The organism is Polaribacter sp. Hel1_33_96 (assembly GCF_002846595.1).
In the GTDB taxonomy this organism is placed as follows: Bacteria; Bacteroidota; Bacteroidia; order Flavobacteriales; family Flavobacteriaceae; genus Polaribacter.
Window position 1 is genome coordinate 1,488,027 of the sequence record NZ_PJMV01000001.1, and the last position, 22,887, is coordinate 1,510,913.

Below are 22,887 nucleotides of genomic sequence, written 5' to 3' on the forward strand. Positions count from 1 at the left end.
TAAATGAATACGTTATTATCCATAAAAACTAGAAATAATGTTTTACGCACAATGGCCTCACTTCTTGATCGAGAAAAAGAAGCTATTATTAGCCTAAACAAAAAAGATTTAAAAGCTTACAAGGGTGATGATATTTCTATGTTCGATCGATTAAAAGTTGATGAAGCAAAAGTTCATGAAATGATTGCAGCTTGTTTACACTTGGCAACTCAAGAAGATCCTGTTGGTTTAGAACGATTTAGCTTTAGACATGATAATGGAATGCAGGTTTATAATAAAACCGCTTCTTTTGGCACAATATTAATCATTTATGAATCTAGACCAGATGTAACGGTTGAAGCTGCTGGAATTGCATTTAAATCTGGAAATAAAATACTTTTAAAAGGAGGTAAAGAATCTTTACAATCGAACTTAAAAATTGTGGACTTATGGCATCAAGCTTTAAACCAGCACAATGCATCTAATAATTGGATTGCCTACTTACAATTTGATAGAACTGAAACGCAAGCTTTTTTAGAAAGACCATCCCAAAAAGTCGATTTAATTATTCCAAGAGGCGGTGAACGTTTGATTGCGTTTGTAAAAAAACACGCTACGTGTCCTATAATTATTAGCGGACGTGGTAATAACTTTGTTTTTGTTCATAAAGAAGCAGATACAGCTATTGCAATTGAGATTATTTTAAATGGAAAATCCAAAATTTCTGCTTGTAATGCGGTCGATAAAGTTTTAATTGACAAAAACCTTCCAAATAAAACAGCTTTTATTAATCGTTTATTATCAAAGTTAAAAGAGTTTAAAATTGATGTTTTAGGGGATACAATAATTTCAAAATTTGATAAAGTTGAAGAAATTTCATCAAATGATGTTTGGTACAAAGAATTTTTAGATTACAAAATTGTAATTGGAGAAATTCCATCGAATAAAGACGCGATTGCAATGATTAATAACTATTCTGGCGGCCACTCCTCAGCAATTATTACCAAGAATACAGCGGAAGCTAAATTATTTATGGCAAATGTTGATACAGCTGCCGTATATCATAATGCATCTACACGTTTTACAGATGGAGGTCAATTAGGATTGGGTGGAGAATTAGCTATAAGTACAGATAAATTACATCAACGTGGACCTATAGGGTTACAACATTTGGTAACAAACAAATGGTATGTTCACGGAAACGGACAAATAAGATAATATGCAAAAAAAGAAACGCATTTTACTAAAAATTGGTTCGAATACACTTACCAAAGAAACAGATAATATTTCAAGAGGAAAAATTGAAGATATTGCAAGTCAAATTGCAAAACTAAAGGAAACTTATGAATTTATAATTGTTAGTTCTGGTGCAATTGCCGTTGCAAAACAATTTGTAAAACTAGAAAGTAAGCAAAAAGATGTATTTGTAAAACAAGCATTAGCTTCAATTGGTCAGCCTCATTTAATTAGAATTTATCAAGAGATTTTTAGAGAATATGGTTTATTAAGTTCTCAATGCCTTCTCTCCTATTCTGATTTTGAAAAAGACGAAAGTAAAACCAATATTACCAATACTATAAAAGTGTTGGTAAATAACAATTATATTCCAATCATAAATGAGAATGATACAGTTGCCACAGATGAAATAAAATTTGGTGATAATGATAAATTAGCAGCGCTAACAGCATCATTATTAGAAGTTGATTTATTGATAATAGCAACTAATACTAATGGTATTTACACTAAAGAATCCATCCAAAATAAAGTTCCAAAAACCATTGAAGAAGTTATCAATTTTGATGATTTAAAGAATGAAATTGTGAACTCCAAATCTAGTCATGGAAGTGGAGGAATGCAATCTAAAATTGAAGCTGCTGAAGTTGCCAAAAAAGCTAATATAGAAACATGGATTGTCAATGGCCTAGAAGATAATTTTATCTGCAATGCGTTTGACAATAAAGTTCCTTTTACGAAAATTAAATAACAGACTATGAAGAATTACACCTCCATAAACGACATTGATAATATTGCTACTTGGATCAAAGAGGCGAAAGAAATTAAAGCAAATCCACTTGCAAATATTGAATTAGGAAAAAACAAAACATTAGGGTTACTGTTTTTTAATTCAAGTTTACGTACACGTTTAAGCACTCAAAAAGCAGCTTTAAATTTAGGCATGAACCCTATTGTTATGAATGTTTCTGACGATGCTTGGGGAATTGAATTTGGAGATGGAACGATTATGAATGGAAACACCGCAGAACATATTAAAGAAGCTGCTGCTGTTGTTTCTCAATATTGTGATATAATTGCTGTAAGAGCATTTCCAACATTAACAGACAAAGAAAAGGACGAATCTGAACACGTTCTAGAGTCCTTTGTTAAATTTGCTTCAACACCCATTGTAAGTATGGAAAGCGCCACTGGTCATCCTTTACAAGGTTTAACAGATGCAATAACCATTTCTGAAAACTCCACAAAAAAGAAACCAAAAGTAGTTTTAAGTTGGGCGCCCCATTTAAAATCTTTACCTCATGCGGTTGGAAATAGTTTTGTACAAGCTATGCAAAAAATGGATGTTGATTTTGTAATTACAAACCCAGAAGGATATAATTTAAGTCCAGAAATCACAAAAGACACCCCTATTTATAATAATCAAGTAGCAGCATTTAAAGATGCAGATTTTGTCTACACTAAAAACTGGAGTTCTTACGATAATTATGGCCAAAATTTAGGTGGTAATGAACAATGGATGATCACAGAAGAAAAACTAAAAAATGCAAAATTTATGCATTGTTTGCCTGTAAGAAGAAATGTTGTGGTAGCAGATGCTGTTTTAGATTCGAATAACTCTTTAGTTATTGAACAAGCCAATAATAGAACATATGCAGCGCAATTAGTATTGAAAAAAATATTAGAAGACTTGTAAAATAACTTTTAGTTATTAATTAAAATGGAAAAACTTTCAATTATAAAAATAGGCGGTAACATCATAGAAGATGAAATTTCTCTAAACAAATTTTTAAAATTATTTTCAAATTTAAAAGGAAATAAGATTTTGGTTCATGGAGGAGGAAAAAGAGCTACTCATATTGCATCAAAATTAGGTATTGAATCTAAAATGGTAAAAGGAAGACGCGTAACTGATCCTGAAACTTTGGAAGTTATTACTATGGTTTATGGTGGTTTAGTAAACAAAAATGTTGTAGCTAAATTACAAGCTTTAGGCACTGATGCCATTGGTTTAACGGGTGCAGACATCAACAGCATTCAATCTGATAAAAGACCTGTTAAAGATATTGACTTTGGCTTTGTTGGTGATGTGAAAAAAGTAGCATCCAAATCAATTAATAAATTATTGAAAGCTGATTTTACGCCTGTTTTTTGTGCCATAACGCATGATGGTAATGGACAATTATTAAACACAAATGCAGATACTATTGCTAGTAAAATTGCAGTTGGAATGAGTGAGATTTATGATACATCAATATACTATTGTTTTGAATTGAATGGTGTTTTAGAAGATTTTAATGATAAAGAATCAATAATTAAAAAGATCAATTCAGAAAACTATCAAAAATTATTAAAAGAAGGGATTATTTCTGATGGCATGATTCCTAAATTGGATAATTGTTTTGATGCACTAAATAGTGGTGTTCAAAAAGTACACATTGGAAACACGAGTATGTTAACTAAAGAAAATAACATTTTTACTACAATTACATTATAATATGAGTATTAAAAAATTAACAGAAAATGCAATTTCACTTTTAAAAAAATTGATTGAAACCCAATCTTTTTCTGAAGAAGAAGAAAATACTGCTCTATTAATTGAAGGATGGTTCAGTGAATATCAAATATCATTTAAAAGAACAAAAAATAATATTTGGGCGACAAATAAATATTTTGATGAAAGTAAACCAACATTATTATTAAACTCTCATCATGATACTGTTCGTCCAAATTCAAAATACACAAACGATCCTTTTGAGGCCTTTGTAAAAGATGGAAAATTATTTGGTTTAGGAAGTAATGATGCAGGTGGTTGTTTGGTTTCTTTAATGGCAACTTTTACAAAATTTTATGATGATGAAAATCTAAAATACAATTTGGTAATTGTAGCATCCGCTGAAGAAGAAAACAGTGGTCAAAATGGTTTAAACTCTATGTTACCAATTATTCCACATATAGATGTGGCTATTATTGGTGAGCCAACTTTAATGAATCTTGCAGTTGCAGAAAAAGGTTTAGTTGTTTTTGATGCAGTTATAGACGGTACTCCAAGTCATGCAGCTCATCCAAATGATAATAATTCAATTTATAATACCATTGAAGTTTTGCAATGGTTTAAAGATTTTAAGTTTGATAAATCTTCAGATGCTTTAGGTGATGTAAAAATGACAGTAACTCAAATAAATGCTGGTTCACAACATAATGTAGTTCCTGGTCACGTAGATTTAGTGATTGATGTTCGCGTAAATGATGCCTATTCTAATCAAGAAATTGATAATATTCTACAAGAACAATCTCCTTGCAGTAAAATAGCTCCAAGAAGTTTACGATTAAACTCCTCCTCTATTTCTTTAAATCATGATTTGGTGAAAGCAGGAATTGCAATGGGTAGAGAAACTTATGGATCACCAACGTTATCAGATCAATCTGCTTTAAGTTGCCAATCTTTAAAATTAGGACCTGGAGATAGCACTCGTTCTCATTCTGCCAATGAATTTATCTACTTAGCTGAAATTCAAGAAGGAATACAGATTTACGTAGAATTATTAAATAAAGTAATCGTTTAATTACAAAAAAAGAAATATGAAACTTTGGGATAAAGGATTTTCAATAGACAAACAAATAGAAAACTTTACAGTTGGCAATGATAGAGAAATTGACATTCATATTGCAAAATATGACGTACAAGCTTCTTTAGCACATGCAATAATGTTAGAATCTATTGGAATAATTACTGCAAATGAGTTATCAGATCTTAAAAGAGGTTTGCAAAAATTAGCTTCAGATATAGAAAACGGAACATTTGTAATTGAACCTTCTTTTGAAGATGTACATTCTAAAATTGAATGGGAATTGACCGATAAATTAGGTGAGGTTGGTAAGAAAATTCACACTGCTCGTTCAAGAAACGATCAAGTTTTAGTGTCGTTGCAACTATACTATAAAGAAAATTTAGCGATTATAAATGATAAAACAAAAACACTTTTTGATACACTTATAGGTTTAGCAGAAATACACAAAGAAAGTTTATTACCTGGTTATACCCATTTGCAAGTAGCAATGCCATCCTCCTTTGGATTGTGGTTTTCTGCGTATGCAGAATTACTAATTGATGACGTATATATGCTAAATGCAGTCTCTAAAATTGTAGATCAAAATCCTTTAGGCTCTGCTGCCGGTTATGGAAGTTCCTTCCCTATCGACAGAGAATTAACGACGAAAGAATTAGATTTTGCTACTTTAAAATACAATGTTGTTGCAGCTCAATTAAGTAGAGGAAAAAGTGAGCGTTCTATTGCTTCAGCTTTAGGCGGATTGTGTAATACAATGTCTCGATTTGCAATGGACGTTTGTTTATATATGAGTCAAAATTTTAATTTTATTTCTTTTCCTGATGCGTTAACTACTGGAAGTAGCATTATGCCACATAAGAAAAATCCTGATGTTTTTGAATTGATTCGCGGAAAATGCAATAAAATTCAGGCTTTACATACAGAAATGGTCATGATCACCAATAATTTACCATCAGGTTACCATAGAGATTTTCAATTATTAAAAGAAAATATTATCAGTGCTTTTGAAGATGTAAAAGATATTTTAGACATTTTAAATTATGCTATTCAACAAGTCATTGTAAAAGATATCGATTTGAATGATGAAAAATATCAATACTTATTTACAGTCGATAGCATCAATAATTTAGTGGTTGGAGGCATGTCTTTTCGAGAAGCATATCAAAAAATTGGAGGCCAAGTTCAAGAAGGGACGTATAAACCCGATTTAGGAAAACAACATTCACATGTTGGTAGTATTCATAATTTAAGTTTAGATAAGATTGCAGCAAAATATCCTAAAAACTAACAAAACACGAATTCCACTAATTTTCACTAATCTTTATCAGTTCGTAATTCCTTCAAAAGTAGGAATGACAAAAAAAAGTATTGACAAATAGAAATATCAGAAATCACAATCAATGTTTGCATCAAATCATATTGTATCTATTAATTGAAAAGATAAATGATGATGATAAAAATTGAACACTAAAATATTACAGTTCAATACATTAATGCAGCTGTAAACTTCTGTAAATTTGTTACTCCAGATTTTGAAATTAGAAATGAACAAAAATCTATAAATGATAAAAGATGGATGCACAATGGCAATAAAGAATTCTATTTTACTTTACAAGAATCTCCATTAGAAACTGAACCTAAAAAACTAAATCAAACCTATATAAATTATGGATTTAACCATATTGGTTTAGTTGCGAATACTATTGATAAAATTGAAAAATAATTAAAAGAAGCTGGTGATAAGAAAGGAATTGACACTTCAAAAGAACTTTTAAAAAAAGAATTTATTATTATGATAGTGCTGGTTTTGAATGGGAATTAGTAGAATATTTATCTACAGATACTAAACATAGGTTTCTATATGAATAGTGCATTTAAGAAAAAAATTAATGAAAATTGAAGATTCATTAACGGTTTAGACTATAAGTAGTTGTGCACTTTAGTAATTAAATTTACAAGAACACACCTATCAGAAAACCTTTAGAAAATTTCAGTAGTGGGCCATAATTAGCAATTACTTATAGCCATAGTTATCTTCAGTTTCCAAACTAACAAAGTTTAAGAATTCCAAATGCAGACGGTACATGAAAATCTGCATCTTGTGTTTTAGAATCTACCCAGCTAATCCATTTCAATAATGCGACCTTGCCCACCAATTTGGTACAATGACCTCTAAATAATCCTATTTGTATATTATTATTATTTATAAGACCTAATTCATTAAGAATAGACAAGCTTATTTTACCTTCCACTGTATAGTTTTCTTCATTAATTTTTGATTTAATCGATAAAGATTCAGGCCATTGCCAATCTCTGTCAAATTTTCGATATAAATTAGCTCTGTAATCAAGCACACGACCATGCGGATCCATTTCTAAACAGTAATAAGGGCTCATTTTTTGATCTCTACGAAAAAATATTTCTACGCGTTCAGAGTGCATTACTGCCAATTTGCTATTATCCTCTATATAAACCAAAGGTTTAGAACCGTAAGCAACAAAACGAAAATAGATATGATTTTCATCATAATATGCACTAAAACTAGTAACAGGGGATTTTTCGCTTTGCCAAGGATAAGAAAAGTCATCTAATTTTGTAACTTTCTCCCAACTAGTAAAATCGATCAACTTCTTAATTAAGAATTTTTTCATTTTTAGATTAAAGATAACTTACGCTCATATCAGTCTTTAACGAAGTTAGTGTTTTTGTATAAGAAAATAAAGTTAAAATTTATAGGGAAAATACCCATTTTATATATTTACTATATGTAACAATTAAGCTTTAAATATCCATTAATAAAAGTTAATTTGCACTTTCAAAATTTACTTTCACAAAAAATCCATATTCATAATGAAATCAGCAAATATCTTACAACAAGCCTTTACTTTGCCTTGTGGAGTTATTTTACCGAATAGAATGGTAAAATCTGCCATGAGTGAAAACAATGCGGATAAAGGTGGAAAACCTTCTGAACGAATTATAAAATTGTATAAAACTTGGGGAGAAGGTGGTACAGGAATTTTGATTTCTGGAAATGTAATGATGGATAGTAAAGCTTTAAATGAACCAAGAAATGTTGTTGTAGAAGATGAGAAATATATGGCTGAACTAAAAGAATGGGCTGATGTTTCACAAAAGCATGGAAGCCATCTTTGGATGCAAATTAATCACCCTGGAAGACAATCACCCAAATTTAACAAAGATGTAGTAAGTGCTTCTGATGTTCAACTGCCTATGAAATCAATGTTTCCAAAACCTCGCCCAATGACAGAAGAGGAAATTTGGAAAACAATAGATGGTTTTGGAGATTGTGCTTTAATTGCTAAAAAAGCAGGTTGGAAAGGTGTACAAATACATGGAGCTCATGGATATTTAGTAAGTCAGTTTCTTTCTGCACTGACCAATTTACGAACAGATCAATGGGGAGGTTCTTTAGAAAATAGAGCTCGTTTTGCTTTGGAGATATACAGAAATATGAGAAAGAAAGTTGGCGCTGGTTTTCCTATTGGAATTAAAATAAACTCTGCAGATTTTCAACGAGGCGCATTTACAGAAGAAGAATCTCTAGAAGTAATAGATATGCTTTCTGCTGAAGGTATTGACATGATTGAAGTTTCTGGCGGTACTTACGAAAAAGCTGCAATGATGGGTGCAGGTAAAAAAGTAAAAGAAAGCACAAAAAAGAGAGAAGCTTATTTTGCAGATTTTATTCAGAAAGCGAGAGCAAAAACAAAAGCGCCTTTATTATTAACTGGAGGTTTTAGAACCTTAGATGTAATGGCTAAAGCTATAGAGAATAACGAATTGGATTTTGTTGGTTTAGCGCGTCCTTTTGCTGTATTCCCTTACCTTTCTAAAGAATTTTTTGAAGGAACAAGAACAGAAGTACATATTCCACCTGTGAAGACAGGTTTAAAATTTATTGATAAAATGGGTTTCTTGGATATTTCTTATTTCTCTCATCAAATGAAAATGATGGGTAAAGGTAATTTGCCAAATCCTAAATTGAGTGTTTGGTCTGTTTTGTTTCATTTTATAAAAAAAACTGTATTTTAAATCCTTTTATCCAATCTGAAGAGAAGCCTAAAAAACTCTCTGAAAAAGTGCTTTGATAAAATTAATTGGAGGCATTTTTAATTCAATTTGTAAATCTTCCAATAAAGAAGTCTCTTCATCTAAAAACTTTAATATTTTTTTTGGATGATTTTTTTGAAACATTTTCGCAAAAATGGAAGCTCCTAAATGGTTTTTTTTAGAGAGAATATCTAACAACAATAGGTCGTAAAACCAAAATTTATCAATTTTATGAAATTCTGTTAATGGTTTATCCTGTTTTATATGCGTAATGAGTTTTGCCGTTTTTCTAGTGGTATTTTTAAAGGTAAAACCCGTACTTGCTTTAGACCAACCTCCTGCTGTACCAATATTGATGATGTTTTTAGAATTGTGTTTCCAAAATTTATAACACGTCATAGGTATGGAACCTTGCTCCTTTTCTACAATTTCATAATCTGTAATATTTCTCTCCTCTAAATATTTTTCAATTTCTAATTTGTAGTCTTCATAAGGCAGTATATCTTTTGAAAACAAGGTATATTCAAACAAAGCTTCATTTTTAGCATAAGGCAAAATATACATAAAACGGGTATTTTCTTTTTGAGCCACTGTAAAATCCATAAAAGTGGCAGCGCTATCATCAAAAAAATCTTTCTTCGTTTGTATAAAAAAACCAACAAAATGCTGCTGCAAAACAGGATATTTGGTTTGTTTCTTATACGCATCAGTAAACAAAATACTGTTTAAAATTGTCTTTGTTTTAAAAATTGTGCCAGCAGTAATTACTTCTGCTTCCTCATCTCCCTGATGAAGGCTTACAACATTTGCTGTTTGAAAAGTAATATTTGATTTCGTTTCTAAATGAGACCAGATTTTTGAATAAAAATCTTTACTACGAATCATTTTATATTGATAAGGAACAATATTTTCTTTCGTAGCATACAATTTACTTTTAAAAATAATATTTTTCCAAGATGCACTTACAATTCCATTCCACTCATCATTATCAGTTTCCCAATAACACCAAGTTCTATCGTTTGCAATTTTCTTTTCTCTATCTAAAATTAGGATTGATTTATCATCAAAAAAAGCATCTTTAGACATTCTGTACGCCATCATTAAGCCAGAAGCACCTCCACCAACAATTATGTAATCGTAATAATTCATTTGGGTTAAATGAGCTTAATATTTAAATAAAGAGTTAAGGATATAGTAAAGTATCCTTTAAATTTAATGTTTAAATTTTAGGTTTTTGAAAATATTTAAAGGGTACAAATAACATTCCAAAACATTGGCTATCTTCTTTTCTCATATTTTTGTGATGAATCTTGTGCGCCTTTCTTAATCCTCTCAAATAAAAGTTGTTGGTGTTTTTAAACCATTTAAAACGTTGATGAATTAATACATCATGTACCAAAAAGTAGGCCAATCCATAGCATAAAATACCTAATCCTATAAAAAATAAATAGGTATGTTCTGTATATGTACCATAATAGAAAAAAGCAATACTAGGGATGGCAAAAACAACAAAAAAAGCATCATTTTTCTCAAAACCTTGATATTTTGGTTTATGATGATCTTCATGCAAATACCATCCAAAACCATGCATTACAAATTTATGTGTACACCAAGTGATGCCTTCCATCAATAAAAAAACAACAAGAGTAATTAGTCCGAACATTATTTTATGATATTTAATTTATATTTCACATAACTTCTTGCCAATAAGTTTATTTTCATTGGATCTGAAATACGAATACGAGTATCCATGATTTTTTCTGAGGGCACTGCTTTTAATTTTTTTAACAATCTTCTGTAATATCTATACGCCATATACACTCCAAATTTTGCTTCAACAGGTAATTTTAGAATCCCATTTTTGTAAGCAAAATCAAAATCATCTTCAATTTCATCAATAATAATTTGTTTTGAAGCTGCATTTAGTTCTCCCAAATTTATATTTGGAAAGTAGGAACGATTTAAAACCTCATAATCATCTTTGAGATCACGCAAAAAATTCACTTTTTGAAATGCAGATCCTAAACGCATTGCCGCATCTTTTAATGCTTCATACATTTGGTCATTTCCGTTTACGAATACTTTTAAACACATTAATCCTACAACATCTGCAGAACCATAAATATATTCGTCATATTCCGCTTTTGTTTGATATTCAGTTTTAAATAAATCAGCTTTCATACTTTTTAAAAAAGCTTGCACCATTTCATCAGGAATCTTATACTTATTCACCGTTTGCTGAAATGAATTTAAAATTGGGTTTAAACTAATACCAAACTCTTTTGAAAGGTAATAATCTCTTTCAAAATGCTCCATTAATTTTTCTTTGTCGTAATCATGAAAAGTATCTACAATCTCATCAGCAAAACGGACAAAACCATAAATATTATAAATATCTGATCTAATAATTGGAGACAACATATTTACAGCTAAAGAAAAAGATGTACTATAACTTTTTGTAACTAGTTTACTACAATCATTAGAAACTCGATCAAATAAGTCTTTCATTTTATTATTGATTTTTACAGATTAATTCTGATGCTATCTTTCCTGAAATCAATGCAGGTGGAACACCTGGACCAGGAACTGTTAATTGGCCTGTAAAATACAAATTATTTACTTTACTACTCTTTATTTTTGGCCTTAAAAAAGCAGTTTGTAAAAGTGTATTTGCCATACCGTAAGCATTTCCTTTATAAGAATTGTATTCTTCTTTAAAATCATTTACACAAAAAGATCTGTTAAACAACACATGTTCTTTAACTTTTTGATTTGTTAATTTTTCAAATCTATCCATTATTTTATGAAAATATTCTTCTCTTAGCTCTGAGGTATCTTCAATTCCTGGTGCTAATGGAATTAAGAAAAATCCTGCTTCTTTGCCTTCAGGTGCAGATGTTTTATCTGTTATTGAAGTAAAATTTGCATAGAAAAGAGGATCTGACGGCCATTGCGGATTATCATATATTTCTTTTGCATGAGCATCAAAATCGGTATCAAAAAACAAGGTATGATGACTTACGTTTTCTATCTTTTTATTAAAACCAACATAGAATAAAAGTGATGAAGGTGCAAACGTTTTTTTGTCCCAATAATTTTCTGAATATTGTCTTAGATTTTTATCTAATAAAGTTTCTGTATGATGATAATCTGCACCACTTAAAACTAAAGTTGTCTCGATTTTCTCACCATTAACCAATAATCCAACAACATTTTTTGATGTATCTGTAATAATTTTTTCAACGTTAGAATTGGTTTTAAAATTTACGCCTAAACTTTGGGCTAAAGAAACCATACCTTCTATAACGGTATACATACCTCCTCTTGGATGCCATGTTCCTAGACCAAAATCTGCATAATTCATAAAATTGTAAAATGTAGGTGTATTACTGGGTTTTGCTCCTAAAAATAATACAGGAAATTCTAAAATCTTTATTAATTTGGGATTCTTTATATTTTTTCTAACATGTTTTCTTATCGTAGAAAAAAACTGTGTAACTCTAGCTATCGTTGTTGTATTTACCAACTCTAAAGGCGAAACCCCAGGTTTATAAACTAAATCTTTTATAGCGGTATCATAATTAGATTTTGCAGAATCTAAAAACGATTTTAAATGTTTTGCACTTCCTTTCTCTTCTTCTTCAAACATTTTATAAATATCTTCTAGATTTTCAGAAATCTTTAAAGAAGATTTTTCACCAAAGTAAACTTCATAACCCGGACTTAATTTATCCAACGTGTAATAATCCGAAGGTTTTTTACCGAAATCAGCGAAAAAACGCTCAAAAACGTCTGGCATCCAATACCAAGAAGGTCCGATATCGAACGTAAAACCATCCTTTTTAAACTGTCTTGCTCTGCCACCTAATGTATCATTTTTTTCTAAAACAGTAACACTATATCCTTGCTTTGCAAGATAACAAGAAGATGCTAAAGCCGAAAAACCTGAACCTATAATATGTATATTCTTATTCATTATTTATTTTGTTTAACAAATATATTTATTAATTGAACAATTAAGTGCAAAAGAATGCAATTTTATAGTACTTTTAACAAATCTGGAATAGAATCATATAATTGAATATTTGGATTCAATTTGAGATGCTTTACTTTATTCACTTTCCTCCCTGTTGCTATAAACTCATTTTTAGTAATACCCATAACTGCATTAATCTCATTAAAATAATCTACAATTTTATCATCATAGGGCTGAATAGTTAAAGAGGTTATAAAACATATTTCCCTTTCACTTTCCAAAAAATAATTTAAATTATTTAAAGGTAAACTTTGTCCTAAATATATGGTGTGAAATCCTCTAAGAACCAACTCATAGTTCAAGTATAAAAGTCCTAGTTCGTGAATTTCATTTTCAGGTAAAAACAATACATATGTTTTACTGGTATCATTAATATTATATTGTAATTTTTCCGTGTTAGATTGAATCTTTTGAGCAATTAGATTCGAAATGAAATGCTCGTGGGCAGGCAGTAAAGTTTCGGTCTGCCATAGTAACCCTATATTTTCTAAAAAAGGAATAAAAACATCTTTAAATACCTCTCTAAATGTTTTTTTATGCAGTAAAGTATTATAAGCGTTATTAAAAAGAACTTTATCAAATTGAAACATGGCTAACTTAAAAGTATTTATAGCCTCATCATTAATTGCAGTATTAAAAGCTAATTCTCTTGATTGAAGTGTGATCTCTTCATCGGAGAGTTCTGCTATTTTAGAAATCTTAAAATTATTATTGTTTAATAGAACAATATTTAAAAGTTTAGTTAAGTCCCCCGGAGTGTACAACCTAATATTTGTTTCTGTTCTTTTAGGCTTTAATAAATTATAACGTTTTTCCCATATTCTAATGGTATGTGCTTTAATTCCTGAAATATTCTCAAGGTCTTTAATTGTAAAATCTTGTTTAATATTGTTCAATTTTATACATTTTGCGTTGAACAAATTTAACAAAAATAATTAACTGTAAATATTTTTTTAGAAAATTGTAACATTTTATACTTTTACACTACTTATAACCAAACTAACTTATTATCGGGTGCAAAAAGATTTAGAAACTAAATTTTTATCAGACTTTGAAAGCAATCAAAATATAGCACATAAAATTTGTAGAATTTACACAACAAATCAAGATGCTCACAATGATTTATTTCAAGAAATAACGATACAACTATGGAAAAATTACTCAAAGTTTAGAGGAGACTCTAAATTTAGTACTTGGATGTATAGAGTTGCTTTAAATACTGCAATTTCCTTATATAGAAAATCAACCAGAACCATAAAAACACAGGACATTAGTGATTTTACCTACAAAATTAAAGCCACAGATTATGATAATACAGAAGAATTACAATTAAAAGCTTTGTATACAGCAATTCATAGATTAAATGATATTGATAAAGCTTTAATATTTTTATATCTAGAAGACAAACCTTACCGGGAGATTTCTGTAACATTAGGAATATCTTCTGTGAATGCAAGAGTAAAAATGAACAGAGCAAAAGAGAAATTAAAAAATATATTAAACCCATAATTATGGATTTATTAGAGAAATATAAAAAAACTTGGGATAATCAACCTGACGAGACTAAACAGTTTTCTGCCTTAGAAATTTATAAGTTAGCGCACTCCAAATCATCATCAATTGTAAAGTGGATTTTTATTATTGGTGTTTTAGAATTTGTGATTTTAAACTCACTATACTTTGTATTCGACATGGAGGAGGTTTATACTGAATACGAAAAAATGGGTTTAAAAAACTTTATTTTCTATTCGCAAATTGTAGCTTATGTGATATTGTTTTATTTTTTAGTAATGTTCTATTTAAATTACAAAAGAATTTCTACTACAGATTCAACAAAAACATTGATGAAAAAAATAATAAAAACTAGGAAAACAGTTCGTAATTATGTGTTGTTTAATTTAAGTTATATGGCATTAGTTATGATAGCTGTTACCATAGCATCCATAAATACTAATTTTAATGATTTAAACAACAAGCAAATTATTTTAATAATAATCGCTACTCTAATTGCTACATTATTAATTCTAGGGGTTTTATGGCTTTTCTATCAATTATTATATGGCATTTTATTAAAAAAATTAAATAGAAATTATAAGGAATTAGCTAAAGTAAATGACACCAATTAAGTTATTTTTCTAAAAAAACTCCTTTTATTTTAAAGTATTTGTGTTAAAATTTTTTCTCAGTAAATTCAGAATCTTTTGGAATACTAAAAGATTTAGAAATCATTTTATTTCTTATTTTTTTTCCAGTTCTACGGTTTTATTTTAAAAACTCTTTTAGCTCTTTTATTAAAATTTCATGCATTTCATTCGTGTAATCTAAATGGGTAACAATTCTAATTCTACCTTCACCCATTGGGGTTAAAAGAATATTTTTAGCTTTCATTTTCTGAATAAAATTATCTGCGCCTATTTTTTCGTCAACATAAAAAATAATGATATTGGTCTCTATCGTTTCTACTTTTGTTACATAAGCAACAGACTCTAGAACTTCTCCAATTTCTTTTGCTTTTTGATGATCTTCAGCTAATCTTTCTATGTGATTATCTAATGCATAAATACCTGCTGCTGCCAAAAAACCAACTTGTCTCATAGCTCCACCTAAAAGTTTTCTAATTCTTAAAGCTTTTGCTATATGCTCTTTAGAGCCTAGTAAAATTGAACCAACGGGAGCCGCCAAACCTTTTGATAAACATATAGAAATAGTATCAAATAAATGTCCATATTGTTGCGGAGTTTCGTTTTTTGCTACCAAAGCATTAAATAAACGTGCTCCATCTAAATGAAAAGCCAAATTATTGTCTGTAGAAATTTTTTGAAGCTTTTTTAGTTCAGAAAAATCCCAACAAGCTCCTCCACCTTTATTTGTTGTATTCTCAATACAAACTAATCTAGAATACGGAACATGAATATCTGATCTACCAGCAACCGCTTCTTGCAATTGCTCGGCGGTAAACATACCTCTATTTCCATCAATTAATTTGCAGGTTACCCCAGAATTAAATGCAGCTCCTCCACCTTCATAATTATAAACATGTGCATATTTATCACAAATTAATTTATCTCCAGGTTGCGTGTGTAATTTTATCGCTGTTTGGTTTGCCATCGTTCCTGAAGGAAAAAATAATGCATCTTCCATTCCAAACATAGCAACCGCTTTTTCTTGCAGAGCATTGACTGTTGGATCCATTTTAAAAACATCGTCACCAACTTTTGCATGCATCATCGCCCCCAACATTCCAATTGTAGGCCTAGTTACTGTATCTGATATTAGGTCTATTATCATATTTAGGTTTTTATGTCACGATTTTGGTAAACACTATATTTTATAAATTAATATTTATAATCATTTCCAATTGGCGATCCATCTGGAATTTTAGGGGCGTTTGATTTTTTAAATGATGTAGGATTTTTAACAAAATCTTCAATCATTTTTATCATTGCTAAATTATATATTTTCTGAATTCCTTCTAGTTTTTTATTTTGTAAAATTGATTTGATTTCAGATAACTTATACAATACAATTGCATTTACTTGTTTGTACTGATTTTTATATGCTGCTAGATAAAATAGTTGTTCTAATACCGCTGTATTTATGACACTTTGTAGTTCTTGATAATAAGAATCTTTATGTGTTTTTTTTATAGTTTTTGTTATCAACTCATCGAGCAACTCGACTAAACCTAGTTGTCTTTTATTTAAACTTTTATGCGCAATTAACCTCGATGCCCTTTGTGGGTTTAATAATAAATTTAATGTCATTTCACTAGCTGTTTCTACAGCTCCAAATGCATCAAACTCTACTCCTAAATCACTTTTAAAAGATTCTCTTGTTCTTCCAAACCCCATGGCCCTTGGCGGAAATAGTGCTAACTTTTCTTTCGGAATTGCAATTTCATCTACAGCAATCGTTTTTAAAACTGCTTGTAAAGCAATTCTTTCAGCTGTTCCTGAAACTCTTTTTACGATCGTTTGATTACCTCCTTTTACGGCGTAACTATATTCCAAACCGCCGATTAATTTGACCGCAGCTTCCGTTTGAAATCTATGAAAAAAATACAAGGGAACAAACACATCTTCTAAAGCAGAATAAGGCTGCTTAGTTTTAATATTATCTTTTGAAAAATTTTCGATAGCAGTTCTTCTAATTTTAAGAATATTATACAACTCATCATGAATATTTGAACCATTATCCCACAGATGCGCAGAACTACTTGCACTTCCTTGAGACCTTGCATCAGCATCGGACAAATATTTTAATCCACTTGCAAATGCATCTTCTAAAATTTTATGCAACTCATTCTCTTCATCTTTCTCAAATTCTTGATAAAAATAAGCGACAGTAACTTTATCCCAAACTCCAATTTTAGTATCGTAAGCATTAGAAAAATCAATTTTATTCTCTTTTAAACTAAATTTTGGATGCGGATAATCCATCACGGAAGCCCTTCCGTTTGTACTTGCAGCAAAATTGTGCGCAAAACCTAACGTATGTCCAATTTCGTGTGCAGATAATTGTCTAATTCTTGCAATTGCCATTTGCAAAGCAAAATCATCGTCTACAGCATCCTTTTTGTAAGGAGCTTGCAAAGCCTGAGCAATTAAAAAATCTTGACGAATACGTAAACTCCCTAAACTAACATGACCTTTTATAATCTCTCCTGTCCTTGGGTCAGAAATACTGCTGCCGTAACTCCAACCTCTTGTAGATCTGTGCACCCACTGCACCATATTATAACGAACATCTAAAGGATCTGCGCCTACCGGTAACATTTTCATTTGAAAAGCATCTTTGTAACCAATAGCCTCAAAAGCTTGATTCCACCAACTTCCACCTTCTAATAAAGCAGAACGCACTGGTTCTGGAGTTCCTCTATCTAAATAATAAATAATTGGTTCTTTAGCTTCAGAAATTTCTGCCTCTGGATTTTTCTTTTCTAATCGATGTCTATAAATAAATCTCTTTTTTATTGATTGATTAACTGGCGTTGCGTAATCTAAATATGACATTGGATAACCTCCTGAACGTGGATCGAACTTTCTTGGTTTGTAATTATTATCTGGTAATTCTACAAAAGAATGATGCTGATGAACGGTAACCAAAAATCCATTGGGAGACACGCTTCTAAGATTTGATCCCTTCGGAGCACCTTTAAACGTCAACATCAAATCAAACTCAACGTTTTTTGGAAATGCTTTTGTTCTATCCAAATGAAAAGCAGATTTACTTTCGTCTAAACTGTAAGTTCCTTCCTTATTTCTTGCTAAAGTGCTACTTACTCCATGAGCATCTCTCATAAAAAAATCAGTTGCATCCACTAAATAGATGCCTTTTTTTTCTTTTTTGATCACAAAACCATGCAAAACAGATTTTGCAAACGCTTCTCGTACTGATTTTTTTTCTTCTACATTATCTGTAATTGCCCTATAATCTTGATTCGGTTGAATCAACATTAATTTATTACCTGCTTTTTTAAAATGAACTACAACCCCTGCTCCTAACTGACCTCTATCTAAACCAATATCATTAGAACCAATTCCTTCTGAAAGCGAACGAACATAAAGAAAGTCAGTATCTAATTGGTCAATTTGAAGAAATATTTTATCAGAATTTTCATCATAATAAAATGTAAAATAGCCTTCATATTTTGTAATTCCTTTTTGCAATTTATTTGCTGTTTTCTCTGTAAAAAATTGAGAAAACCCATCAAAAGAGGCAGCTATAAAAAAAAGGATAAGTAGTAATTTTTTCATGTTTGATATATTTTGTATAAATCTATAAAATAAGGATCAGTTTTAAAACAAGAAATCTTAAAAATTAATTTATTTTTGTTTGACTTATGATTACACAAGACCAACTTAAAGATATTGCTTCAAGAATTGAAAAATTAAAATCTTATTTAGAGATTGATAAAAAGCTGATTGAAATTTCGAACGAAGAAGAAAAAACTGTAAATCCAGATTTTTGGAACAATCCAAAACAAGCAGAAATTATAATGAAAGAACTTCGTTTTAAGAAAAAATGGGTTGAAGATTACAAGAAAACAATCAGTTTAAATGAAGATGTAAATGTGTTATATGAATTTTACAAAGAAGGTGAAGTTGAAGAAGATGAAGTTATAGAACAGTTTGAAAAGACAAGTTCTTTTTTAGAAGATTTAGAGTTTAAGAATATGCTTTCTGAAGAAGGAGATTCTTTATCTGCAACTATACAAATTACAGCAGGTGCAGGAGGAACAGAAAGTTGTGATTGGGTAGAAATGTTATCTAGAATGTACACGATGTGGGCAGAAAAGCAAGGTTTTAAATTAAAAACATTGAATTATCAAGCGGGAGATGTTGTAGGAATAAAAACAATTACGATAGAAATTGAAGGCGATTATGCTTTTGGTTGGTTAAAAGGAGAAAATGGTGTTCATAGATTGGTACGAATTTCACCTTTCGATTCTAATGCAAAGCGACATACAACTTTTGGGTCTGTTTACGTTTTTCCTGTGGCAGATGATTCTATAGAAATAGATGTAAACCCAGCAGATATAGAAATTGTAACTGCAAGATCTAGTGGAGCTGGAGGGCAAAATGTAAACAAAGTTGAAACAAAAGTTCAACTAACACATAAACCTACTGGAATTCAAATTTCCTGTTCTAATTCTCGCTCTCAACATGATAATAGAGCAACTGCAATGAAAATGTTAAAATCTCAATTATACGAGATTGAATTGCAAAAACAACAAGCGGCTAGAGATGATATTGAGGCTAATAAAATGAAAAACGAATGGGGAAGCCAGATAAGAAATTATGTAATGCATCCTTACAAATTGGTGAAAGATGTAAGAACAGGTTACGAAACAGGGAATATAGATAATGTAATGAATGGAGATATAAATCCGTTTTTAAAGTCTTACTTAATGTTAAATGGGCAGAAAAAGAGTTCGTAATATTTAAAACTTAAATAAAAATGATAAAAATATACCACAATCCACGTTGTTCAAAATCTAGACAAGGTTTAGCGATTTTAGAAGATTCTAAAAAAGAGTTTGAAGTTATAAAATATTTAGATCATACTTTATCCGAAGAAGAATTAAACGAGTTAATAAAATTTTTAAACATCTCTCCTATTGATTTAGTTCGTAAAAATGAAAAAATATGGAAAGAGAATTACAAAGGAAAAGAACTCTCTGATAAAGAAATTATTATTGCAATGGTAGAAAACCCTAAATTGATTGAAAGACCAATTGTAATCAATAATAACAAAGCAGTTATTGGTAGACCACCAGAAAAAATAGCAGCTATTCTTTAAATTCTATTCATATAATTTCTTTAACTTTTTTTTAACTATTAACTCTCAAACTTAATTAGTTCTTTGTTGTTTTAAATGAATAATCACCAAAACAACTAATGAAAAAAATTACACTACTAGTATTCTGTTTATTCACTTCACTATTTCTAATCGCTCAAAAGCCGTCTAGCATTAACAGTATAACCTTAATAGGTAAAGTTATTGATGCAGATACTAAAGAACCGTTAGAATATGCTACCATCGTTTTAAAAGAGACTGAAACAAAAAAAGTTTCTGGTGGAATTACTAATGAAAAAGGAATTTTTAGTATCATAACTCCCAAAGGAAATTATGATATTAGTATTGAATATATTTCTTTTAAAAGTATAAAACTACCAAAGCAAACCTTAAACACAAATAAAGATTTTGGAATCATAAAACTTTCTGAAAACGCAAGTAGTTTGGGTGAAGTAATAATTATTGCAGAAAAATCTACAGTAGATATTCGTTTAGACAAACGTATTTATAATGTTGGAAAAGACATGACGTTAAAAGGAGGAACAGCATCTGATGTTCTAGATAATGTGCCCTCTGTAAGTGTAGATGTAGAAGGAAATGTAAGTTTAAGAGGAAATGAAAATGTGCGTATTTTAATTGACGGAAAACCATCTGCTCTTGTAGGCTTAAGTGGTACAGATGCATTAAGACAATTACCTGCAGATGCTATAGAAAGAGTTGAAGTAATAACCTCTCCGTCTGCAAGGTATGATGCAGAAGGAACCGCCGGGATTTTAAATATTATTCTTAGAAAAGGAAAAGCTTTAGGTTTTAATGGTTCTGTAAACACAACAGTTGGAACACCAGATCAGTTTCAATTAGCAACCAATTTAAACCAAAGAGGAAAGAAAACGAACTTATTTTCTAATTTCGGATATAGCTATAGAAAAGGTCCTGGAAATTTTTTTACAAATTTAAAAAATCTTACAAATGGTGCTGTTACAAGTTCTAGAATTGAAGATAGAGATTGGTCAAGAAATAGAAATAGTTTTAACGCAAATGTTGGCTTAGAATATTTTTTAACTAAAAAAAGCTCTTTAACTGGTAACATTTTTTACCGAAATACAAAAGGTGGGAATTTTTCTACAAATGATATTAAAGAATTTGACCAAAATAATGCATTAACAGATAATATTATAAGAATACAGGATGAAAATTCTGATGATGAAACGATACAATATTCGTTAAACTACTCAAACAATTTTAATAAAAAAGGTCATAAATTAACTTTAGATTTTCAGTATAGTGATAGTAAAGAGAATGAAGAAGCTGTCAATATCGAAACTGGTTTTACAAACGAAACAAACATTACAAACGAATCATCTAAAAACACTTTATTACAAGCAGATTATGTACTACCAATTGGCGAAAACACTCAGTTTGAAGCGGGATACCGTGGTGATTTTCAAGATTTAACTTCAGATTTTTTAGTAACTCCGGTAACAGATCCAAATTTTGACCCATCAAATAACTTAGAATTTGGTCAAAATATTCATGCGTTTTATTCACAATACGGAAATAAATTTAACAAATTTTCTTTTCTTTTAGGGTTGCGTTTAGAAACTACAGATGTAAAAGTAAGATTATTAAATACGAATGAAAATAACGATTTTAGTTATACAGAATTATTCCCCACATTAAATATTGGTTATGAAGTAACAGAAAAACAAAGCTTTACTTTAGGGTATAGTCGACGCTTAAGAAGACCAAGGTTTTGGTATTTAAATCCGTTTGAATCAAGAAATAGTCAGAACATTATTTTTAAAGGAAATCCTGCTTTAATACCAACCTTTACGAACTCTTATGATGTAGGCTATCTAAATAAAATTGGTAAATTAACAGTAAGTTCATCTATTTATTATCAATATTCAACAAACAATATTAGTAGAGTTACAAGGCAAGAAATTAGAGAAATTAATGGTAATAACGAATCTGTTTTAATTAGAGAACCAATCAATTTAGCTTCAGAAGATAGGTATGGATTTGAGTTTACTGCCAATTATAATGCAGCGAAAACAGTAAAATTTGATGGAAGTTTTAATGTATTCAATTCTAAAACAGAGGGAATTTATACCTATGACTTTTTAGACCCAACTACGAATATTACAAATACAATTTCAGAGGATTTAAGTAACAGTAACACAAGCTGGAGAGCACGTTTTAACGCAAGAGTAACTTTACCATATAAAATAGAATGGCAAACAAGGTTATCTTACAGAGGTCCAAGCGAAAGTGCACAAAGCGAAAGTGATGGAATTTTTTCAGCCAACTTGGCATTCAGTAAAGATGTGTTAAAAGAAAAAGGAACGTTGATTTTAAATGTAAGTGATCTTTTTAATTCTAGAAAAAGAAATTCTACCAACTACACGCCAAACAGAGAGAATCCAACCAATATTTCTGACCAAACTTTTCAATGGCGCGTTCGTCAAATATCTTTAAACTTTACTTACAGATTTAATCAACAAAAAAATCAAAAACAAAAAGATGGAAGACAAAATGGTGGTGGAGAAGAATTTGAAGGTTAACCTTTTGAATTACAAAAGGGTTTGAAATAATATCTTTTTATTACTTCTATTACAAAACTACTTTTTTTGTTTTAGACAATAACTTTATCATAATTAAAAAATTACTGCATTAACTCCCTTTTAAGCTGGT

At 30.0% G+C, this 22,887-nt stretch carries 21 protein-coding genes; 13 read left to right on the top strand and 8 right to left on the bottom strand.

Features of this window, described 5'->3' with window-relative positions; translation table 11 throughout:
• The first annotated feature begins 3 nt into the window (after positions 1-3).
• From ATE90_RS06640 to ATE90_RS13545, 7 genes are all read left to right on the top strand, one after another.
• The gene (locus tag ATE90_RS06640; protein ID WP_036786020.1) at positions 4-1,197 is read left to right on the top strand and encodes a glutamate-5-semialdehyde dehydrogenase; all 1,194 of its coding nucleotides are present in this window, start codon (positions 4-6) and stop codon (positions 1,195-1,197) included.
• A 1-nt stretch (position 1,198) separates the two neighbouring features.
• Positions 1,199-1,963 (top strand): glutamate 5-kinase, encoded by a 765-nt coding sequence (gene proB, locus ATE90_RS06645; RefSeq protein WP_036786017.1) that lies wholly within the window; start codon positions 1,199-1,201, stop codon positions 1,961-1,963.
• Positions 1,964-1,969: 6 nt separating this feature from the next.
• Positions 1,970-2,908 (top strand): acetylornithine carbamoyltransferase, encoded by a 939-nt coding sequence (locus ATE90_RS06650; RefSeq protein WP_036786013.1) that lies wholly within the window; start codon positions 1,970-1,972, stop codon positions 2,906-2,908.
• A 24-nt stretch (positions 2,909-2,932) separates the two neighbouring features.
• Complete coding sequence (argB, locus tag ATE90_RS06655) at positions 2,933-3,709, top strand: acetylglutamate kinase (RefSeq protein ID WP_101451094.1); 777 nt, start codon at positions 2,933-2,935, stop codon at positions 3,707-3,709.
• Position 3,710: 1 nt separating this feature from the next.
• Positions 3,711-4,778 (top strand): M20 family metallo-hydrolase, encoded by a 1,068-nt coding sequence (locus ATE90_RS06660; RefSeq protein ID WP_101451096.1) that lies wholly within the window; start codon positions 3,711-3,713, stop codon positions 4,776-4,778.
• Between the two features lie 16 nt (positions 4,779-4,794).
• Positions 4,795-6,072, top strand: coding sequence for an argininosuccinate lyase (gene argH, locus ATE90_RS06665; RefSeq protein WP_036786004.1), 1,278 nt, complete (start codon positions 4,795-4,797; stop codon positions 6,070-6,072).
• Positions 6,073-6,360: 288 nt separating this feature from the next.
• Positions 6,361-6,507, top strand: a complete 147-nt coding sequence (locus ATE90_RS13545) for a hypothetical protein (protein WP_180335184.1) — start codon at positions 6,361-6,363, stop codon at positions 6,505-6,507.
• Between the two features lie 325 nt (positions 6,508-6,832).
• Here the strand turns inward: ATE90_RS13545 and ATE90_RS06670 are convergent, their stop codons facing one another.
• Entirely contained in the window at positions 6,833-7,435 is a 603-nt protein-coding gene (locus ATE90_RS06670) for a sugar-binding protein (RefSeq protein WP_036786001.1), read from the bottom strand.
• 199 nt (positions 7,436-7,634) lie between these two features.
• Here ATE90_RS06670 and ATE90_RS06675 point away from each other — a divergent pair, with 199 nt between their 5' ends.
• Positions 7,635-8,840, top strand: coding sequence for an NADH:flavin oxidoreductase/NADH oxidase family protein (locus tag ATE90_RS06675; protein WP_036785998.1), 1,206 nt, complete (start codon positions 7,635-7,637; stop codon positions 8,838-8,840).
• Positions 8,841-8,867: 27 nt separating this feature from the next.
• Here the strand turns inward: ATE90_RS06675 and ATE90_RS06680 are convergent, their stop codons facing one another.
• From ATE90_RS06680 to ATE90_RS06700, 5 genes are all read right to left on the bottom strand, one after another.
• Positions 8,868-10,007 (bottom strand): lycopene cyclase family protein, encoded by a 1,140-nt coding sequence (locus ATE90_RS06680; protein ID WP_036785995.1) that lies wholly within the window; start codon positions 10,005-10,007, stop codon positions 8,868-8,870.
• Positions 10,008-10,077: 70 nt separating this feature from the next.
• The gene (locus ATE90_RS06685; RefSeq protein ID WP_180335185.1) at positions 10,078-10,521 is read right to left on the bottom strand and encodes a sterol desaturase family protein; all 444 of its coding nucleotides are present in this window, start codon (positions 10,519-10,521) and stop codon (positions 10,078-10,080) included.
• On the bottom strand, positions 10,521-11,366 hold the full coding sequence (locus tag ATE90_RS06690) for a phytoene/squalene synthase family protein (RefSeq protein ID WP_036785992.1): 846 nt from the start codon (positions 11,364-11,366) through the stop codon (positions 10,521-10,523). Before ATE90_RS06690 ends, ATE90_RS06685 begins: the two co-directional genes overlap by 1 nt.
• 4 nt (positions 11,367-11,370) lie before the next feature.
• Positions 11,371-12,834 carry a phytoene desaturase family protein gene (locus ATE90_RS06695; protein WP_101451098.1) on the bottom strand — a complete coding sequence of 488 codons (1,464 nt, stop codon included), beginning with the start codon at positions 12,832-12,834 and terminating at the stop codon, positions 11,371-11,373.
• 62 nt (positions 12,835-12,896) lie between these two features.
• Positions 12,897-13,790: a MerR family transcriptional regulator gene (locus tag ATE90_RS06700; RefSeq protein WP_091953845.1), complete on the bottom strand. Its 894-nt coding sequence runs from the start codon at positions 13,788-13,790 to the stop codon at positions 12,897-12,899.
• A 118-nt stretch (positions 13,791-13,908) separates the two neighbouring features.
• Here ATE90_RS06700 and ATE90_RS06705 point away from each other — a divergent pair, with 118 nt between their 5' ends.
• A complete protein-coding gene (locus ATE90_RS06705; RefSeq protein WP_036785983.1) occupies positions 13,909-14,403 on the top strand; it encodes an RNA polymerase sigma factor in 495 nt (164 codons plus the stop codon).
• Positions 14,404-14,405: 2 nt separating this feature from the next.
• Positions 14,406-15,020 (top strand): hypothetical protein, encoded by a 615-nt coding sequence (locus tag ATE90_RS06710; RefSeq protein ID WP_036785979.1) that lies wholly within the window; start codon positions 14,406-14,408, stop codon positions 15,018-15,020.
• Positions 15,021-15,156: 136 nt separating this feature from the next.
• On the opposite strand, the gene ATE90_RS06715 is transcribed toward ATE90_RS06710, so the two are convergent.
• Positions 15,157-16,182: a threonine aldolase family protein gene (locus ATE90_RS06715; RefSeq protein WP_036785976.1), complete on the bottom strand. Its 1,026-nt coding sequence runs from the start codon at positions 16,180-16,182 to the stop codon at positions 15,157-15,159.
• Positions 16,183-16,229: 47 nt separating this feature from the next.
• Positions 16,230-18,650, bottom strand: a complete 2,421-nt coding sequence (locus ATE90_RS06720) for a zinc-dependent metalloprotease (protein ID WP_036785974.1) — start codon at positions 18,648-18,650, stop codon at positions 16,230-16,232.
• Between the two features lie 86 nt (positions 18,651-18,736).
• Between ATE90_RS06720 and prfB the strand changes: the two genes are divergently transcribed.
• From prfB to ATE90_RS06735, 3 genes are all read left to right on the top strand, one after another.
• Positions 18,737-19,834, top strand: a complete 1,098-nt coding sequence (prfB, locus tag ATE90_RS06725) for a peptide chain release factor 2 (protein WP_036785971.1) — start codon at positions 18,737-18,739, stop codon at positions 19,832-19,834.
• A gap of 20 nt (positions 19,835-19,854) precedes the next feature.
• A complete protein-coding gene (gene arsC, locus ATE90_RS06730) occupies positions 19,855-20,196 on the top strand; it encodes an arsenate reductase (glutaredoxin) (protein ID WP_036785968.1) in 342 nt (113 codons plus the stop codon).
• Positions 20,197-20,294: 98 nt separating this feature from the next.
• Entirely contained in the window at positions 20,295-22,757 is a 2,463-nt protein-coding gene (locus ATE90_RS06735; RefSeq protein ID WP_101451100.1) for an outer membrane beta-barrel family protein, read from the top strand.
• The last annotated feature ends 130 nt before the right edge of the window (positions 22,758-22,887 follow it).

Coding starts and splice junctions, on each gene's coding strand:
- ATE90_RS06715 (WP_036785976.1), bottom strand. CDS start 16,182: ATGATAATAGACCTAATATCAGATACAGTAACTAGGCCTACAATTGGA.
- ATE90_RS06675 (WP_036785998.1), top strand. CDS start 7,635: ATGAAATCAGCAAATATCTTACAACAAGCCTTTACTTTGCCTTGTGGA.
- argB (WP_101451094.1), top strand. CDS start 2,933: ATGGAAAAACTTTCAATTATAAAAATAGGCGGTAACATCATAGAAGAT.
- ATE90_RS06685 (WP_180335185.1), bottom strand. CDS start 10,521: ATGTTCGGACTAATTACTCTTGTTGTTTTTTTATTGATGGAAGGCATC.
- ATE90_RS06670 (WP_036786001.1), bottom strand. CDS start 7,435: ATGAAAAAATTCTTAATTAAGAAGTTGATCGATTTTACTAGTTGGGAG.
- ATE90_RS06735 (WP_101451100.1), top strand. CDS start 20,295: ATGAAAAAAATTACACTACTAGTATTCTGTTTATTCACTTCACTATTT.
- prfB (WP_036785971.1), top strand. CDS start 18,737: ATGATTACACAAGACCAACTTAAAGATATTGCTTCAAGAATTGAAAAA.
- ATE90_RS06690 (WP_036785992.1), bottom strand. CDS start 11,366: ATGAAAGACTTATTTGATCGAGTTTCTAATGATTGTAGTAAACTAGTT.
- proB (WP_036786017.1), top strand. CDS start 1,199: ATGCAAAAAAAGAAACGCATTTTACTAAAAATTGGTTCGAATACACTT.
- ATE90_RS06650 (WP_036786013.1), top strand. CDS start 1,970: ATGAAGAATTACACCTCCATAAACGACATTGATAATATTGCTACTTGG.
- ATE90_RS06710 (WP_036785979.1), top strand. CDS start 14,406: ATGGATTTATTAGAGAAATATAAAAAAACTTGGGATAATCAACCTGAC.
- ATE90_RS06640 (WP_036786020.1), top strand. CDS start 4: ATGAATACGTTATTATCCATAAAAACTAGAAATAATGTTTTACGCACA.
- ATE90_RS06695 (WP_101451098.1), bottom strand. CDS start 12,834: ATGAATAAGAATATACATATTATAGGTTCAGGTTTTTCGGCTTTAGCA.
- arsC (WP_036785968.1), top strand. CDS start 19,855: ATGATAAAAATATACCACAATCCACGTTGTTCAAAATCTAGACAAGGT.
- ATE90_RS06720 (WP_036785974.1), bottom strand. CDS start 18,650: ATGAAAAAATTACTACTTATCCTTTTTTTTATAGCTGCCTCTTTTGAT.
- argH (WP_036786004.1), top strand. CDS start 4,795: ATGAAACTTTGGGATAAAGGATTTTCAATAGACAAACAAATAGAAAAC.
- ATE90_RS06660 (WP_101451096.1), top strand. CDS start 3,711: ATGAGTATTAAAAAATTAACAGAAAATGCAATTTCACTTTTAAAAAAA.
- ATE90_RS06680 (WP_036785995.1), bottom strand. CDS start 10,007: ATGAATTATTACGATTACATAATTGTTGGTGGAGGTGCTTCTGGCTTA.
- ATE90_RS13545 (WP_180335184.1), top strand. CDS start 6,361: ATGCACAATGGCAATAAAGAATTCTATTTTACTTTACAAGAATCTCCA.